The 15,834-nt window shown below is 66.3% G+C and carries 14 protein-coding genes; 9 read left to right on the top strand and 5 right to left on the bottom strand.

What is annotated here, in order from left to right; all coding sequences use genetic code 11:
• Positions 1-14: 14 nt before the first annotated feature.
• The 4 genes from ACFXNW_RS22540 to ACFXNW_RS22525 form a co-directional block, all read right to left on the bottom strand.
• The gene (locus ACFXNW_RS22540; protein WP_379419703.1) at positions 15-884 is read right to left on the bottom strand and encodes an SDR family oxidoreductase; all 870 of its coding nucleotides are present in this window, start codon (positions 882-884) and stop codon (positions 15-17) included.
• The gene (locus ACFXNW_RS22535) at positions 884-2,347 is read right to left on the bottom strand and encodes a flavin-containing monooxygenase (RefSeq protein WP_379419775.1); all 1,464 of its coding nucleotides are present in this window, start codon (positions 2,345-2,347) and stop codon (positions 884-886) included. The genes ACFXNW_RS22540 and ACFXNW_RS22535 overlap by 1 nt, the downstream gene beginning before the upstream one ends.
• 86 nt (positions 2,348-2,433) lie before the next feature.
• Positions 2,434-3,483: a PDR/VanB family oxidoreductase gene (locus ACFXNW_RS22530; protein WP_379419702.1), complete on the bottom strand. Its 1,050-nt coding sequence runs from the start codon at positions 3,481-3,483 to the stop codon at positions 2,434-2,436.
• Positions 3,477-4,400 (bottom strand): metal-dependent hydrolase, encoded by a 924-nt coding sequence (locus tag ACFXNW_RS22525; protein ID WP_379419701.1) that lies wholly within the window; start codon positions 4,398-4,400, stop codon positions 3,477-3,479. Before ACFXNW_RS22525 ends, ACFXNW_RS22530 begins: the two co-directional genes overlap by 7 nt.
• 99 nt (positions 4,401-4,499) lie before the next feature.
• Here ACFXNW_RS22525 and ACFXNW_RS22520 point away from each other — a divergent pair, with 99 nt between their 5' ends.
• The gene (locus tag ACFXNW_RS22520) at positions 4,500-5,102 is read left to right on the top strand and encodes a TetR/AcrR family transcriptional regulator (RefSeq protein ID WP_379419700.1); all 603 of its coding nucleotides are present in this window, start codon (positions 4,500-4,502) and stop codon (positions 5,100-5,102) included.
• On the opposite strand, the gene ACFXNW_RS22515 is transcribed toward ACFXNW_RS22520, so the two are convergent.
• Positions 5,092-5,697: a TetR/AcrR family transcriptional regulator gene (locus tag ACFXNW_RS22515; protein ID WP_379419699.1), complete on the bottom strand. Its 606-nt coding sequence runs from the start codon at positions 5,695-5,697 to the stop codon at positions 5,092-5,094. The two genes, ACFXNW_RS22520 and ACFXNW_RS22515, sit on opposite strands and share 11 nt — an antisense overlap.
• A 103-nt stretch (positions 5,698-5,800) precedes the next feature.
• Between ACFXNW_RS22515 and ACFXNW_RS22510 the strand changes: the two genes are divergently transcribed.
• The 8 genes from ACFXNW_RS22510 (at position 5,801) to ACFXNW_RS22475 (ending at position 15,829) form a co-directional block, all read left to right on the top strand.
• A complete protein-coding gene (locus ACFXNW_RS22510; RefSeq protein WP_379419698.1) occupies positions 5,801-7,333 on the top strand; it encodes an MFS transporter in 1,533 nt (510 codons plus the stop codon).
• A gap of 170 nt (positions 7,334-7,503) precedes the next feature.
• Complete coding sequence (locus ACFXNW_RS22505; RefSeq protein WP_379419697.1) at positions 7,504-9,144, top strand: ATP-binding cassette domain-containing protein; 1,641 nt, start codon at positions 7,504-7,506, stop codon at positions 9,142-9,144.
• A 114-nt stretch (positions 9,145-9,258) separates the two neighbouring features.
• Entirely contained in the window at positions 9,259-9,684 is a 426-nt protein-coding gene (locus ACFXNW_RS22500) for a hypothetical protein (protein ID WP_379419696.1), read from the top strand.
• A gap of 177 nt (positions 9,685-9,861) precedes the next feature.
• A complete protein-coding gene (locus ACFXNW_RS22495) occupies positions 9,862-11,703 on the top strand; it encodes a glycoside hydrolase family 15 protein (protein WP_379419695.1) in 1,842 nt (613 codons plus the stop codon).
• 430 nt (positions 11,704-12,133) lie between these two features.
• Complete coding sequence (locus ACFXNW_RS22490) at positions 12,134-13,903, top strand: hypothetical protein (RefSeq protein WP_379419774.1); 1,770 nt, start codon at positions 12,134-12,136, stop codon at positions 13,901-13,903.
• Positions 13,900-14,100 (top strand): hypothetical protein, encoded by a 201-nt coding sequence (locus ACFXNW_RS22485; protein WP_379419694.1) that lies wholly within the window; start codon positions 13,900-13,902, stop codon positions 14,098-14,100. The genes ACFXNW_RS22490 and ACFXNW_RS22485 overlap by 4 nt, the downstream gene beginning before the upstream one ends.
• Entirely contained in the window at positions 14,097-14,495 is a 399-nt protein-coding gene (locus ACFXNW_RS22480; RefSeq protein WP_379419693.1) for a hypothetical protein, read from the top strand. Before ACFXNW_RS22485 ends, ACFXNW_RS22480 begins: the two co-directional genes overlap by 4 nt.
• Positions 14,492-15,829, top strand: coding sequence for a hypothetical protein (locus ACFXNW_RS22475; protein ID WP_379419692.1), 1,338 nt, complete (start codon positions 14,492-14,494; stop codon positions 15,827-15,829). The genes ACFXNW_RS22480 and ACFXNW_RS22475 overlap by 4 nt, the downstream gene beginning before the upstream one ends.
• The last annotated feature ends 5 nt before the right edge of the window (positions 15,830-15,834 follow it).

Here is a 15,834-nt window from a genome sequence, read left to right as displayed (position 1 = left end):
GACACCCGGCGCGATCATCGCCGCTGCTCCAGCCTCCGGATCAGTTCGTGCACCTTCCGATCAGCGGCCAGCCGGCTGTCGAGCACGATGTTCACTGCCCCGCGCAGCAGCGCGTAGGGCTCCCACCCGACAGGGGCGATCGTGCGGGACGCGCGGCGCGAGATCCCGTCGGCGATCGTACGCGCGGCCTGTTCGGCCGTAATCCGCACATTCAGCGGCCACGGCAGCATGGCGTCGAGTTCGGTACCGAGTTCGTCTTTGTCGAGCATGTCGTGAGTCATCGCGGTCTCGACCACGCCGAAGTAGGCGATGCCCGCGCTGGCGCCGACGGCGGCTAGTTCGACGCGCAGAGCCCGCCCGAACTGTTCGACCGCCGCCTTGCTCATCATGTACGGCGATCCGCCCATACCCGGTGCGAACGCCGCACACGACGACACCACTACCACATGGCCTTTCGTCGCGATGACCTCGTCGAGCGCGGGATGCACCGTATTGAAAACACCGGTCAGGTTGATGCCCATGACGCGATCGAATTCGCGCGGATCCATGGTGCGCACGGTCGCGGGGGCGGGTGTCACACCGGCATTGGCGACGACGATGTCGAGCCTGCCGAAACGGTCGACTACACGGGTCACCGCCTTGGCCATCTGCGCACGGTCGGCGACATCGGCGCCTATCGCGAATGCTCGAGGACCGAGTGCACGAGCAGCCGATTCCGCTGCCGCTTCGTCGATATCCACCAGCGCCACCGAGGCGCCGCGACCGTACAGGATCTCCGCCAGCTCGAGCCCGATCCCTTGGCCCGCGCCGGTGATCAGCGCAGTCCTTCCAGCGATACGGAAACTGCCGGTCCCGCTGAACGGGTTGAGTGCCGCGAAATCCATCAGACCGTCACCTCATAGGACTGGGCGTCGAACTTGCTGGTTCGGCGGCGGTATTCGAAACTCCAGTTGGGGTACAACCCTGAGTTGCCGCCATCAGTGGTGGTGTAATAGCTGGTGCAGCCTCCGGTCAGCCACACCGTCGAGGCGCTACGCTCCGACATCTCGCGCAGGAATGCGTCCTGGACGTGTTTGCGCACCTCGATGCGCCGGGCCCCGTTGTCCCGCACCGTTTTCAATGCGTCGACGATGTAGGTGATCTGCGATTCGATCATGTAGATCGCCGACTGATTACCCGCCGCACCGAACGGTGCGAGGGTGGCGAAGAAATTCGGGAACTCCGCGACGGCCGTACCGAGGTAGGACTGCGGACGCTGCTGATAAAGATCCGCCATGGATCGGCCCTTCCGGCCGATGAACCGGTCGAATACCGAAGGACGGGGATCGAATCCGGTGCCGTAGATGATGGTGTCGACCGGAATCTCCTCACCCGCCCACGTGACGATCGAATGCGGCCTGACCTCGGCGATCGGATCGGTGATCACCTCCACATTGGGCTGATCCAGAGCCGGGAGATAAGCGTCGGAGAAGATGGCGCGTTTGCAGCCGATCATGTAATCCGGTGTCACCTTCTCCCGCAACCTCCGGTCGCGGATCTGGCGGCGCAGCTGGATACGGCCGAGCAGCTCGTAAGGATGGCGGAACCGGTTGTCCACGAACCCCACCAAACCGAAGCTCTCGATCAGGGTGTACCACGTGCCTCGCACGGCCTTCTGGGCCAGCGGTACGTGGTCGAGCAGCATCCGTTCCAGCGCCATGGTCCGCCGATCCATCCGCGGCACGATCCACGGCGCCGAACGCTGGAATACGGTGAGCTGCCCTACTTTCGGCTGGATCTCGGGCACGAACTGCACCGCCGACGCACCGGTGCCGATAACAGCGACACGTTGACCGGTCAGATCGTGGTCGTGGTTCCAGTGCAGCGAATGGAAGCTGGTGCCTGCGAATGTTTCCAGCCCGGGCAGCGACGGATACTTCGCTTCCGCGAACACCCCTGCCGACGAGATCAGGAAATCGGCGGTGAGCTGCCCGCGTGAGGTCTCGATCCGCCAACGCGAAACCTGCTCGTCCCAGCGTGCGCCGACCAGTTCGGTGTCGAACCGGATATGACGCACCACATCGTGTTTCGCCGCCACCGACCGCAGGTAGTCGAGGATCTCGGGTTGCTTGCCGTAGGTGCGTGACCAATCCGGGTTCGGTGCGAACGAGTAGCTGTAGAGCTGGGAGGGCACATCGCAGGCGCACCCGGGGTAGGTATTGGCCTGCCAGGTGCCGCCGAGATCGCCGGCGCGTTCCAGGACGACGAGATCGTCGAATCCGGCTTCGCGCAATTTGATGGCCAATCCGATACCGCCGAATCCGGCGCCGACGATGGCGATATGTGTGTGCTCGGTGCGGGTGGGCATGATGGTCGACTCCTCGTCGGTGCGCATGGCTTCGTCGGTGTCGACGAGCGTGCGAGGTGTGGTCACGGTGGTTCGGTTCCGAGGACTCAGAGATCGACCACCAGCGTGTCGCCGGCCGCGCGGGACACACAGGTGAGCATCTGATCGCCGCGTTCGGCAGGGGTGAGGGCCCGGTCGCGGTGCTCGACCTCCCCGCCGAGCACACCGACCCGGCAGGTCCCGCAGAAACCCTGCTGGCAGGAATAGACGACATCGGGCACCGCGCGACGGATGGCGGCCAGCGCGGTTTCCTCGGCGCCGACCCGCACGGTGGTGCCGGTGCGGGCCAGGGTGAGATCGAAGGCCTTGCCATCGACGACCGGGAGTGCCGAAAAGCGTTCGGTGTGCAGCGAACCCGTCGGATTCAGGTCGAAGAAGACGCGTTGGGCCGCCGCCAGCACCGGTGGTGGTCCGCAGACGTAGACGGCGGCGCCCGGAGCGGCCCGTGCGAGCAGTTCCGCGATGCGGGGTGTGCCGGACTCGTCGTCGGGACGGATGTCGGTATGGCCGGGTACTTCGTCGAGGAACGGCATCGACGCTCGCGACCGCCCCAGATAGATGAGCTGTCCGCGCGTCCCAGCGACCTTCGCCATCGGCAGGATCGGGGTGATCCCGATTCCGGCGGCGATGAACAGGTAGGACGGAGCCTCGACGAAGGTGAACGCGTTGCGTGGGCCGCGCACGTGGATCGCGTCGCCGGTGCGCACTTCGTCGTGGACTTCGACCGAACCGCCGTTGCCGTCCGCGAGGCGGCGCACCGCAATCCGGTAGCTGAACGGATCTGCTGGGTCGCCACAGAGCGAGTACTGGCGTTGCCTGCCCGACGGCAGGAACACGTCCAGGTGCGAGCCCGGCGTCCAGGACGGCAGCCTGCCACCTTCGGCGGACCGCAGGGTGAGCGCGCGGACTTCTTCGGCTTCGGTGGTGACGGATTCCACGACAAGCGTCATGTCGAAACCATTACGCCGCAATGGTTTCGGCCGTGACAATAGCGGCGCTGCGCGTCCGGCGACGAAGACCTGCTTGTACACATCGACCGCCGTGGCCAAGGCACGCAAGCTCGCCGGGGGAGCGGGACGGTGCATCACCATCACCATGCCCCGAGGTGATCCGCACCCACCGCGGACTCGCTCGCCGCTCGGGCCGCGGGCGAATGGGCAAGATACCGCAGCGCATTGTCCATCGAACCGAGTTGCGAGGGGTGGAAACTCGGCCGCAGATACCGCGGCATCTCGGTGAAGAACACAGTCCAGCTCGGGATGACGCCCCGCGCGGTCGCGCTGACGAACTGCAGCGGCCACAACCGCCCCTTGTGCTTGGACGGATCCTTGCGGTACAGGTACGCCGTCGACACGATGAACAGCGGCAGCAGCGTCGCGGTGGCCAGCAGCGCGGTCCGCGCCCGCCGGGCATAGCTGCCGTCCAGATGCATGTAGGCGTCGAACACGACGCTGCGGTGTTCCACCTCCTCGGCGCCGTGCCAGCGGACCAGATCGAGCATCGTCGGGTGCATCCCCTTCTGCTCGAGCACATCCGCCTCCAGCAGCCACTCGCCGATCACCGCGGTGAAATGCTCCATCCCGGCGAAGAGCCCGAGACGCTCCTGCAGCCAGGTTCGCTTCGCGCGCCCCGTCAGCCCATGATCGCCGAGCACACGATCGACGAGCCACGACACCGCTTCCACATAGCCTTGCGCGTCCAGCCCGAGCGATTGCAGGTGTTTGCGGGCGCCTTCGTGACTGCCCGCGTGCATCGTCTCCTGTCCGACGAAGCCCTGCACTTCCTCGCGTAGCCGCTGGTCGTCTATGTGGGGCAGCGCCTCGGCCAACGCCATGGCCATCGCACGCTCGCCCTCGGGTAGCACCAGGTGCATCACGTTGACGATGTGAGTGGCCAGTACCTCGTCGGGGATGTAGTGCATGGGTACCGAATCGAAGTCGAAGTGCACGTCACGGGCATGAATCGCGTGCGCTTCTTCCTGGTAGGGACGCTTCGTTGCGTCGATCTCCGCCATGCGATCGACCGTACAGCGCAACAAAATGCTTTGCAATGTTGCGGCAACAAAATCTTTGCGAATGTTGCACAACGGGCCGTGGTTGCTACCGTTGGGGCTGTGACCACCGCGGCAGCCAGCACAGAAGCCACCGATTCGATCGAATCGCGGATCCTCGATGCCGCACTGGAGCAGTTCGGTCAGCTCGGGTTCAAGAAGACGACGATCGAGGACATCGCCCGCAAGGCCGGCGTCGATCGCGTCACCGTCTACCGGCGGATCGGCTCGCGTGACGATGTCGTACGCGCCGTGACCTTGCGCGAAGTGAACTCCGTCCTCACCGAACTCGACGAGGTCGCCGACCGCAACGACACCCTCGACGACGTCGTCGCCGACATCTTCGTCACCGTCGTCACGCGCTGGCGCGAACATCCGCTGGTGCAGCGGGTGCTGACGCTCGAGCCCGATCGCGTACTGCCGCAGCTCACCACCGAAGGCGGTCCGGCGTTCATGGTGTCGACGGCCGCGGGCGCGGCGGCGATCCGCAAGGTGGTCGAGCGCGGCCCGCTCCCGGAGGCGCCCGATCTGGACACTCGGGTGGAGGTCGCCTGCCGGTTCGTGCACTCACTGCTGTTGCAGCCCGCGGGAACCATTCCGCTCGACACCGATGAGCAGATGGCCGAATTCGCGCGAAACTACCTGGTGCCCATAGTCACCGGCTGAGCGCGCCGCGCGCGAGGAGGAAATCGTCGACAATGCGCATCCGCTGATCCGGCGTCGTCGCCCCGAGTCCGACCATTCTCGCGAAGATCAGCGGGCCGACAAGTTGGGTGATGACCAGGGTGAGGTCGAATTCACCGAGTTCGGCGCGAGCGTCGTCGGTGTCGAGGACGCGATCGAATGGGACCCGGTACTGCTCGATCAGCCGGTGGCGCAGCGTCGACAACTCGCCGGTGTCGGCGTTCTCGGCGCCCGTGGCCAGCCAGGCGAGGGTGGACAATTGCAGCGGAGCCTCGCGGATCACGTCGGCCTGGCGTTCGAGCAGGGTGATCAACCGTTCGCGCAGCGGCCCGGCCGCCGGCGTCTCGATCACCGGGGGAAGTAGGCGTTCGAGCGTGGCGGCCCGCAGTTGGGCGGCGCCGTCGAAATGCCGGTACAGCGTGGTCTTGGCGACCTTCGACATGCGGGAGACGGCTTCGACGGTGACGGCCTCGAGGCCGTTGGTCTTCAGGAGTGCGGCGGCGGCGTCGAGCAGCCGTGCGCGCGAACGCGCGCGGCGCGGGTCGGCGGAGTCGGTGTCGTCTGCGGGACCGGTCATGGTTCGTAGCATTCCCTTTCGCTGTGGTCTATCGCCACGCTGACCATCTGTGCTACGCATAGTAGTGCAGCGCTACGGCGCGTACTGTTTCTCGGGAGGCCAGATGGTATCCGTTGCCCGCGCGAATCCGCGGTTGTCCCTTGGACAGCGGTGGCTGCTGGTCCTGTCCTGCTTGTCGATCGCGTTGGTCGTGGCATCGATGGCGGCGCTCTACACCGCGCTGCCCGAGATCGCGGCGGCGACCGGCGCCAGCCAACAGCAGCTGACCTGGATCGTCGACGGCTACACTCTCGCGCTCGCGATCCTGGTGCTGCCCGCGGGAGCCATCGGAGACCGATATGGGCGGCGGGCGATCCTCATCATCGGACTCGTGGTCTTCGCCATGGGCTCTGCGCTGCCACTGGTGCTCGACACCCCGCACTGGCTGATCGCGGCCCGCGCGATCAGCGGTGTAGGCGCGGCGCTGGTGATGCCCTCGACGCTGTCATTGCTGACCGCGGGCTTCCCCGAGGATCGCCGGGGGAGCCCTGTGGGCTTATGGGCGGGGGTGGCCGGCGCCGGCGCGGTGCTCGGCATCCTGGGATCCGGTCTGCTGGTCGAGTGGTGGCCGTGGTGGTCGATCTTCATCGGGATGACCGTCGCCGGACTGGTACTGGCGATGCTCGCCTGCACGGTGCCGGAATCGGTCGAGGGCACACGACCGCCGATCGATATGTGGGGAGCCGTGTTCTCGGCGGTGGCAGTGGGCGCCGTCGTGGTCGCGGCGATCGAGGCGCCCGCACGCGGCTGGCTGGATCCGTTCGTCCTCGCCTCCTTCGTCACCGGGTTGGTCGCCGCACTGTTGTTCGTCGTGATCGACCGCAGGATCGAGCATCCACTGCTGGACATGCGGCTGTTCGCCGACCGTGGATTCAGCGCGGGCACGGCGACCGTTGCCGTTCAATTCCTGGTGACCTTCGGCGTTTTCATGATCGTGGTGCAGTTTCTGCAACTGGTGCTCGGCTACCGGCCGATCATGTCGGCGCTGGCGCTGTCGCCGATCATGATCCCGATGGTCGCGGTGTCGGTGGTGGCGCCGCGACTGGCCGAGCGGGTGGGACTGCGCTGGCCGATCATGACCGGGCTGTTGCTGATCAGCGCGTCGTTGTTCGCACTGGCCCGGCTCGACACCGATAGTGCCTACCTCGATCTGTTGTGGCCGTTGCTGCTGATGAGTATCGGCATGGGCCTGAGTACGGCGCCCGCGACCGCGGCGATCATCGCGGGCACACCGGTGGAGAAGCACGGTGTCGCCGCCGCGGTCAACGATGCCGCCCGCGAAGTCGGTGCCGCCCTTGGTATCGCCATCGCGGGGAGCGTGCTGGCCGCGGGCTACCGGGACCACATCGCGCCCGCACTGCCGCGTGTTCCGGAGCAGGCCCGCGGCCCGGTCGAAGATTCGCTGGCCGGTGCGCTGCACGTCAGCGATATGGCAGGACCGGTGGGGCAGCCGCTCGCCGACCTGGCACGATCAGCGTTCATGTCCGGTGCGCAGCAGTCGGCGATTGCCCTCGCCTGGGCGACGCTGGTGGCCACCGTGCTGGTCGCGATTTGGGCGCCTGGAAAATCGATGGGCAGATCCACGACGGGCTGTTAGCCTCGGCGTCATGCACTTGTACTTCCTCTAATATTTTCGAGCCCCCGTCCGCCGATGCGGATCGGTTGTGGCTCTCACCGGTGACCCGTCGCGCCGTCGGCGCGCATTCATCGATCACGGCACCGCACCTTTTCCTCGAACGAGGGTGACGTGTGCCCGGAGGAAGACAAATGACTCTGTGGATTCAGCCTGCCCGCGAGCGGGCGCAATTGACCTGTACGGATATTCACGTCCAGCGTGGTGAGCACACGGTGCTCACCGGTGTCGCGATGACGGTGTCGCCGGGTTCCCGGTGGGGGATCGTCGGCGAGAACGGACGCGGGAAGTCCACGCTGTTGCATGTGCTCGCCGGTTTGCTGGCCCCCGATGAGGGCAGTGTGCAGCGCATCGGCACGCTGGCGCTGGCGACGCAGGAAATGCCCGATCAGGACCGGCGCACCGTCGGTGACGTCATCGACGAACAACTCGCCGCCGCGCGTGCGGCGATCATCCGGCTCGACGCGGCCGCCGACGCGCTTGCCGAGGGGGTTTCCGGCGCGGAGCAGGAATACAACGAGGCCTTGGATCTCGCGCAACTGCTCGACGCCTGGTACGCCGACCGCCGCGTCGACGTCGCCCTGGACGGGCTCGGCGCGATCACCGACCGGGCACGCCCACTCGACACCCTGTCGGTAGGCCAGCGCTACCGGGTCCGCCTGGCCGTCCTGCTCGCCGCCGGCGATGACTTCCTGCTGCTGGACGAACCGACGAACCACCTCGACCGGCCCGCCCTCGAATTCCTCACCGCGCGCTTGCGCGCCTACCCCGGCGGCGTGGTCGTGGTCAGCCATGATCGGGCGCTGTTGACCGACGTGGCCGACACCATCCTCGATCTGGACCCGACCCGAGATGGCCTGCCTCGCGTGTACGCGGGCGGGTACGGCGGCTACCGCGCGGGACGCCACGCCGAATACGAGCGCTGGGAACAGGAATTCAAGCAGCAGCAGTCCGAACATGCTCGGCTGGCCGACGATCTGTCCGCGGCGCAGAACCGGCTCGTCAGCGGCTGGCGTCCGGACAAGGGCACCGGCAAGCACCAGCGCGCCACCCGCGCCGGGTCCGTGGCCCGCGCGGTGCACCGTCGTCAAGACGAATTGGAGCGCCACCGGATCACCGCACCGACGCCGCCACAGCGGTTCACTATGCCCGCGCTGCCGTCGGTGCACGGCGTCACGCTGATGCGCGCCGAGCAGGTGACGGTCTCGGATCGGCTGCCGTACCCGATCGACCTGTCGCTGGATTCCGGTGCGCGACTGGTGATCACCGGAGCCAACGGCGCGGGTAAATCCACCCTGCTCGAGGTACTGGCGGATGCGTTGACGCCGACGACCGGGCAGGTGCATCGAGCGCGCAAGGCGCGCATCCAGCTGTTGCGGCAGGAGTCTCAGCGCGCCCCGCACCGTCGGGTGCGCGAGATGTACGACGCCCACGTCGCGGAGCTGGTCAGTGCCGGCATGCTCGCCGAAGCCGACGTCGTCGGCCTGTCGAGCCTCGGAGTGCTGAGCACACGCGAGGTGAACAAGCGTATCGGCGAGCTGTCGATGGGACAGCAGCGACGGCTCGATCTCGCCTGCGCGCTGGCCGCCAGACCACATGCGCTGCTGCTCGACGAGCCGACCAACCACCTGTCCATCGGACTGGTCGACGATCTCACCGATGCCTTGCGGGCCTGCGCCGCCGCCCTTGTCGTGGCCACGCACGACCGTCAGCTACAGCGTGATATCGCGGACTGGCCGAGATTGGATCTGAGTGCCGGCGTCGTCACCGGCTGAACCGGGCCGCCGCTTCCGGGGGTAGTGCGTGCTCCCGGAAGCTTCTAGCAAGTGACGGTGTAGTCGAATAACCCTGCTGCACAACGTCTACGGGGCGTGTAGTAGAAACTGTCCATGGGTTTCGCATCCACCGTCCGCCGTAGAACCGTCGTGTCGGCCCTCATCATCTCGGTGGTGGTATTCGCCGGCGTAGGCGGTTGGCAGCTAGCGCGTGCGGAATCGACGGTCGGTGTCGACAACAATGTCGGATACACGCTGTTGGGGCCACTGTTCGCCGGATTCGTGCTCCTCGCTGTGGTCCGGGCGCGGCGGTTGGCACAGGCTTCGACCCAGCCGGGGGCGCTGATGGCTCGGGATGCGGTGGCGCAGCGGCGGCATTCCTCGCAGATGCCACCGCTGCCCTCGCATTCCATGCCGATCGAGGACCTGGAATTGGCGCGCTACAACAGGTATTTGGCCGAATTGAATGCTCGTGAGATCCGGGACGAGCTGCGTGCGGCAGGACTCGACGTGTTCGGTACGTCCGCGGGGCGTCGGTGACCCGCAGACGCTGAACCGGTTTTCCATCACACGACGTGTGATTCAAGCCACAATAGCATCTCCCTATTTCCGCTTCCGAGGTGCAGACTGAAAAGAAGCTTCCGGGCGGGTGTGTGCGGCGTTCGAACGGGGCGGCACCCCACCGATGGGTGCCGGTCCGCAACCTGAGGAGTGGTTGTGAACGCATACCCACCGATCGCGGAGCACGGCATCGTCGGCGATCTGCAAACCGCGGCATTGGTGTCCTCCGCAGGCACGATCGACTGGTGGTGCACGCCGAGATTCGATTCACCCAGTCTTTTCGCTTCGCTGCTCGACAGTGAGCGGGGCGGTTATTGCCGATTGGCGGCTGATGCGACTGCCGATGCCGCGGTCCGTCAGCTGTACATGCCCGACACCGCCATCCTGATGACACGTTTCCTCGCACCTGAGGGCGTCGGTGAGGTCGGCGACTTCATGGAACCCATCCCGGAGCGCACAGCCACCGACCGGCACCGGTTGGTTCGGGTGGTCCGGGTGGTGCGTGGGAGCGTGCCGTTCACCCTGTCGTGCCGCCCGCGATTCGACTACGGGCGTGCTCCGCACACGCTGACTCCGCACGGCCGTCATGCCGCGACTTTCCATGGCCCGGACACGGACTTGCACATCCAGGTGTCTCGTCAGATCGAGTTGGAAGACGACAACGGTGACATCGCCGCGCGGTTCACTCTGTCCGAGGGTGAGACGGCCGTGGTGGTGCTGACCAGCACTACCGCCGGCGGCCCCGCACCCGCGCCACCGCGACGGGATGAGGTCACCGCCGAACTCGAGCGGTGTCGTGGTTTCTGGCAGTCCTGGCTGCGATCGTCGACCTACCGTGGGCGCTGGCGTGACATGGTGAATCGGTCGGCCATCACCTTGAAGCTGCTCACCTATGCGCCGAGTGGTGCGCCGATCGCGGCGGCCACCATGGGATTGCCCGAGCAGGTCGGTGGGGAGCGCAACTGGGACTACCGCTACACCTGGGTTCGGGATGCCTCACTGTCGGTGCGAGCGTTGATCGATCTCGGTTTCGTGGAGGAGGCGCACGCTTTCCGGTTGTGGCTGCGTGATCGCCTCGAAGCCGGGCACACCGCATCGGGTGAGCCGTTGCAGATCATGTACCGGATCGATGGGGATCCGCGGCTGGACGAGGAAGTGCTCGACCATTTGGAGGGCTACCGGGGTTCGGCGCCGGTGCGGGTCGGCAATGCGGCCGCAGACCAGATCCAACTCGATATCTACGGCGAAGCGGCCGACGCGCTGGCGCAGACAGTTGGTACGGGCAGCGTCTGGGGGTGGCGCGCGTTCGCAGCGCTCACCGACTGGCTGACCGAGAACTGGGATCGCCCTGACGAAGGAATCTGGGAAACGCGCGGCGGCAAGCAGGATTTCACCTACAGCCGACTGATGACCTGGGTCGCGTTCGAGCGGGCTATCGGGCTCGCCACCGCATACTCCCGGCCCGCGGATATCCCGCGGTGGACACGGGCCCGCGATACGGTCTTCGATCAGATTCTCGATCGCGGCTGGAGCGAAAAGCGGCAAGCGTTCGTACAGCATTACGCCACCGACGTGCTGGATGCGTCGCTGCTTCTCATGCCGCGTCTCGGATTCCTGTCGCCGCGGGATCCGGCCTGGCTCAGCACGCTCGACGCGATGGATGAGGAGTTGGTCAGCGACAGCTTGGTCTACCGCTACGACCCTGCGGCATCGCCGGATGGCCTGCGCGGTGCCGAGGGCACCTTCAACCTGTGCAGTTTCCTGTATGTAGAGGCGCTGGCGCGGGCGGGACGGTTGACCCAGGCGCGCTACGCCTTCGACAAGATGCTCACCTACGCCAATCATGTCGGGCTGTTCGCCGAGGAGATCGGGCCTTCGGGTGAGCAGCTTGGCAATTTCCCGCAGGCCTTTACTCATCTGGCGCTGGTGGCGGCGGCGATGGCGCTCGACGAGCAACTCGATCTTGCCGAAGCCCGGCTGGGTCCCCCGGCCGGATAGGCCGCATCGTCTCCTCGGCGTTCCAACCCGCCGGACTGGGTATGCGGATGTCCGGCTCCGTGCCGGAGATGCCGCCGTAGGTAGTGGCGGAGAGGTACGGTTCGAGTCCAGGTTTCCACGGTGAGAGCGGCGTCACAGCAGGATGGTGAACGATTGTGCTCTGAAGTGTGCCGATCGTGCGCTGATCGATGGTGATGATTCGGATCGAGTATGGCAGTCGGAGCCGGCGAAAACTGTGGGCGAACTGCGTGATGACGGAGCGGCGCCAGCCATGGCATTTATGTAGTACTGTCCGTAACATTCAGATGAGACGAGTGTAAACTCATTGCAGTTGGAGGTCTTCGTGTCCGGCGCGATTCACGAAGTGGCAGGGGGACTGGCCGCACCAGGTGCCGAAGGTGGTGGTGCGGCGCTCGATCAGGTCGCCGTCATGACCGGCTCCGCGGGTGTCATCGCATTGGTGCTGCTATGGGTGGGCTATCTGCACCGCACCCGCCGCATCACCTGGCTCGGCGCGCTGGCCGATCGGGTCGGCGCCGTCGTCAACCGGCCCGGTTGGGTGGCGCTGCCCATCGTGATGTTCCTGGCCACGATTCTCACCGCGTTGCTCGGCTTCATCTGGGATGTCAGCCTGCACGTCGGCAACGGCCGTGACGAAGGGCCGCTGGCCAACCCCGCGCACTACTTCATTCTCGCGGGCCTGTTCTTCCTGTTCACCGCGGGAATGCTGGCGATGGTGCTGCCGCTGGACGGTAAACCCGGCGTGGCCGCGGTGCGGATCACCCGCACCTGGTACGCGCCGGTCGGTGGCATCCTCATCGCGGGCGCCGGGCTGTACGCGCTCATCGGGTTTCCGCTCGACGACATCTGGCACCGACTGTTCGGACAGGACGTCACCCTGTGGGGGCCGACGCACCTGATGCTGATCGGCGGCGCGGGCCTGTCGCTGGTCGGTGTGCTATTGCTGGAATTCGAAGGCGGGCGCAACCGACCCGATCCGGAACGTCCCGACGGTTGGCTCATCTGGTTGATGCGCACGTTCGCCTTCGGCGGGTTGATCATCGGATTGTCGGTATTCCAGGTCGAATTCGATTTCGGCGTCGAGCAGTTCCGGCTGGTCCTGCAGCCGATGCTGATTGTCGCGGCCGCGACTGTCACTCTGGTCGCGGCCCGGGCGACGCTCGGCGCATTCAGCACCCTTGTCGTGGTCGCCTTCGCGGCCGTTGTGCGCGGGGTGGTCGCCTTCCTCGTCGGCGGCCCGATCATCGATGCGCCGCGCAATGTGTTCCCGCTCTACCTCGGCGCTGCGGTCGTCGTGGAGCTGATGGCCCTGCTGCCGCTGGCCAAGCGGCCGATCTGGTGGGGAGCGCTGGCGGGATTCGCCGTGGCCACCGTCGGCATCTGGCTGGAATCGCTCTGGGTCTCGGCAGTTTTCGTCGATCCTTGGCCCACAGCGATGTGGCCGGAACTGCTCGCGATGACTATCCCGACGGGCGTGGCGGGCGGTGTCGTCGGCGCGCTGTTCGGGCTCGTACTGCGTGGTGAGCCGCTGCCGCGACCGCCGGTGCGCCGCGCACTGGTCGTCGCCGCAGTGGCGATTGTTGCCGCAACCGCCACCAACGGCCTGATCAGCCGCGTACCCGACGATGCGACCGCGACCGTGACGTTGCGTGATGCCGAGCCCGTCGACGGTGGGCGCATGGTCACCGCGGACGTACGGTTCACCCCGGCCGACCTGGTCGGCGAGGACCCCGAGTGGGTGCAGATCCTTGCCTGGCAGGGTGGTGTCGGTTCCGACAGCCCGGGGCGTGGCCTTGTCGTCGACCAGCTGCGGCGCATCGGCGAAGGCCATTACGAGTCCACCGAACCCGTGCCTGCGCACGGTAGTTGGAAGACCGTGCTGCGCGTGCAGGACGGGCGGATGCAGACCGCGTTGCCGATCTTCATGCCCGAGGACGCCGGTATCGGTGCGGCCGCGGTCGCCGCGCCACCGGAGTTCACGCGCGAATTCGTCGCCGAGATCACCGTCTTGCAGCGCGAGCGATCCTTCGACCATCCCGCTTGGCTGTTCGGCGCCGCCTCGCTGCTGGTGCTGGTGTGCAGCCTGATTCTCATCGGCGCACTGTCGTGGGGTGCGGCCAGGATCAATGACCGCTATCTGACGGCCGCCCCGCAGACGAGTTCGGTGAGCGGAGGATGATCGCGGCCGTCGACCGGGTGGACGTGCTCGCCGATCACTCCGTCCTGCTGGCGGTCCCCGCCTTTCTGCCTGCATTCATCGTGGTCGGGATCATCGTGTTCATCGCGGTGCGAGATCGCCGCGCCGAAAAGCGCGAAACCGATCTGGAAGCCGGGCAGAAACAACAACATTCGAATAGCGACGAGGAGCCTCGATGACCCGCAAGTGGCGCTACTGCGCGTTGGTGCTCGGAGTCGGCGCCATCGCACTCGGCTGCTCAACCTCCGAGGAGGCCACGCCTGCACAGACGACGCCAGCCCAGGCCTCGGGTTCGACAGAGGCGGATGCCGTGGTCATCGAGGTGCGTATCGCCGACGGCTCGGTAACGCCCGTGAATGCCAGGCTGGATGCGACGGTGGACCAATCAATCGAATTGGTCGTCGACAGTGACACTGCCGAGGAACTCCACGTGCACGCCACGCCGGAGCACACATTCGCGGTCCTTCCGGAAGCGGATCAGCGGTTCAGTTTCACCGTCGAGGTTCCCGGTCGTGTCGAGATCGAACTGCACGGGTCCCATCGCACGGTGGCCACGGTGGACGTTCGCCCGTGACCGATGTGCTCGCGCATGGGATCTCCGGCGCGACCGATCTGCCGATCCCGTTGTCCTATGCGCTGATCGGCGCGGCATGGGCGTTGACGTTCTCCTTCGCGGTGCTGGCGTTCGCGTGGCGGGAACCGCGGTTGGATCCGGATTCGCCCGGTGCTGCGTTGCCGCGCTCGGCGCGAGCCGTGATCGACTCGTCGCCGACGCGGTCGTTGTTCGCCGCGGCCGGGCTGATCGGTGCGGTCGGCGTGGTGGCAGTCGGGTTCGCGGGATCCCAGGATCCGGCGGAGAATCCGGCGCCCGGCATCGTCTACATCTTCATCTGGGTAGGAGTCCCGGTGGTGTCGCTGGTCGTCGGCCCGGTGTGGAAGATGGTGTCGCCGACGCGGGCGCTGCATCGCCTGCTGTGCCGGGCATCCGGTCGCGCACCCGGGGAGGGAACGTTCCGCTATCCGGAATCGTGGGGCAATCGGCCTGCCGCTGTAGGACTGTTCAGTTTCGTCTGGCTGGAATTGGCGTTCCCCGAACCGGGTTCGGTGTTCGCGGTAACGACCTGGTTCACCGGATACCTGCTGGTGAACACGGCGGGGCTGATTGCCTTCGGTACCGTATGGGCCGAGCGCGGTGACCCGCTCGAGGTGTACAGCAGCCTGCTGGCCAGGTTGAGCCCACTGGCACGCGGGCGAGACCGGACGCTGGTGCTGCGGTGGCCGCTGAACAATCTGGCGGGTACCCCCGCGCTGCTCGGATCGGTCGCGGTGGCCGCCAACTTGCTGGGATCGACTGCGTTCGACAGCTTTTCAATGTTCACCAGCTGGCGTGATCTGCTCGTCGAGGCGGGCGGCGACTCCACGCTGATCGCCACACTACTGCGCACTGCCGGTCTGCTCGGATTCATCGCGGTGGTCGGCGGTGTCTTCATCCTGGCAACCCGTGCGACCGGCGGCCTCACCCACGAAAAACGGTCGTCGCTACCGATTCAGCTCGCGCACAGTCTCACTCCGATCGTGGCCGGCTACATCATCGCCCACTATCTGACGTTCTTGGTGGAGAAAGGTCAGGCGACGCTGATCCTGTGCGCCGACCCTTTCCAGCGTGGCTGGAACATTGCGGGCCTGGCCGATCTCGACGTGCAGTACGTCCTGTCCAACCACCCGTCCGTGCTGGCCACCATCAAGGTCCTCGCCGTCCTCGTCGGCCACATCCTCGGTGTCGCCGCCGCCCACGACCGCTGTCTGCGCCTGCTGCCGCCTCGGCACCGGCTGACCGGTCAGCTGGCACTCATGCTGACCATGGTCGGCTTCACCTTTACCGGGCTCTACCTGCTGTTCGAGGCTTGAGCGAG

The sequence above is a fragment of the Nocardia sp. NPDC059180 genome (genome assembly GCF_042754945.1).
Lineage (GTDB): Bacteria > Actinomycetota > Actinomycetes > Mycobacteriales > Mycobacteriaceae > Nocardia.
Note: the sequence above shows the minus strand (reverse complement) of the source record. Positions and strands in the feature narration are given on the sequence as shown.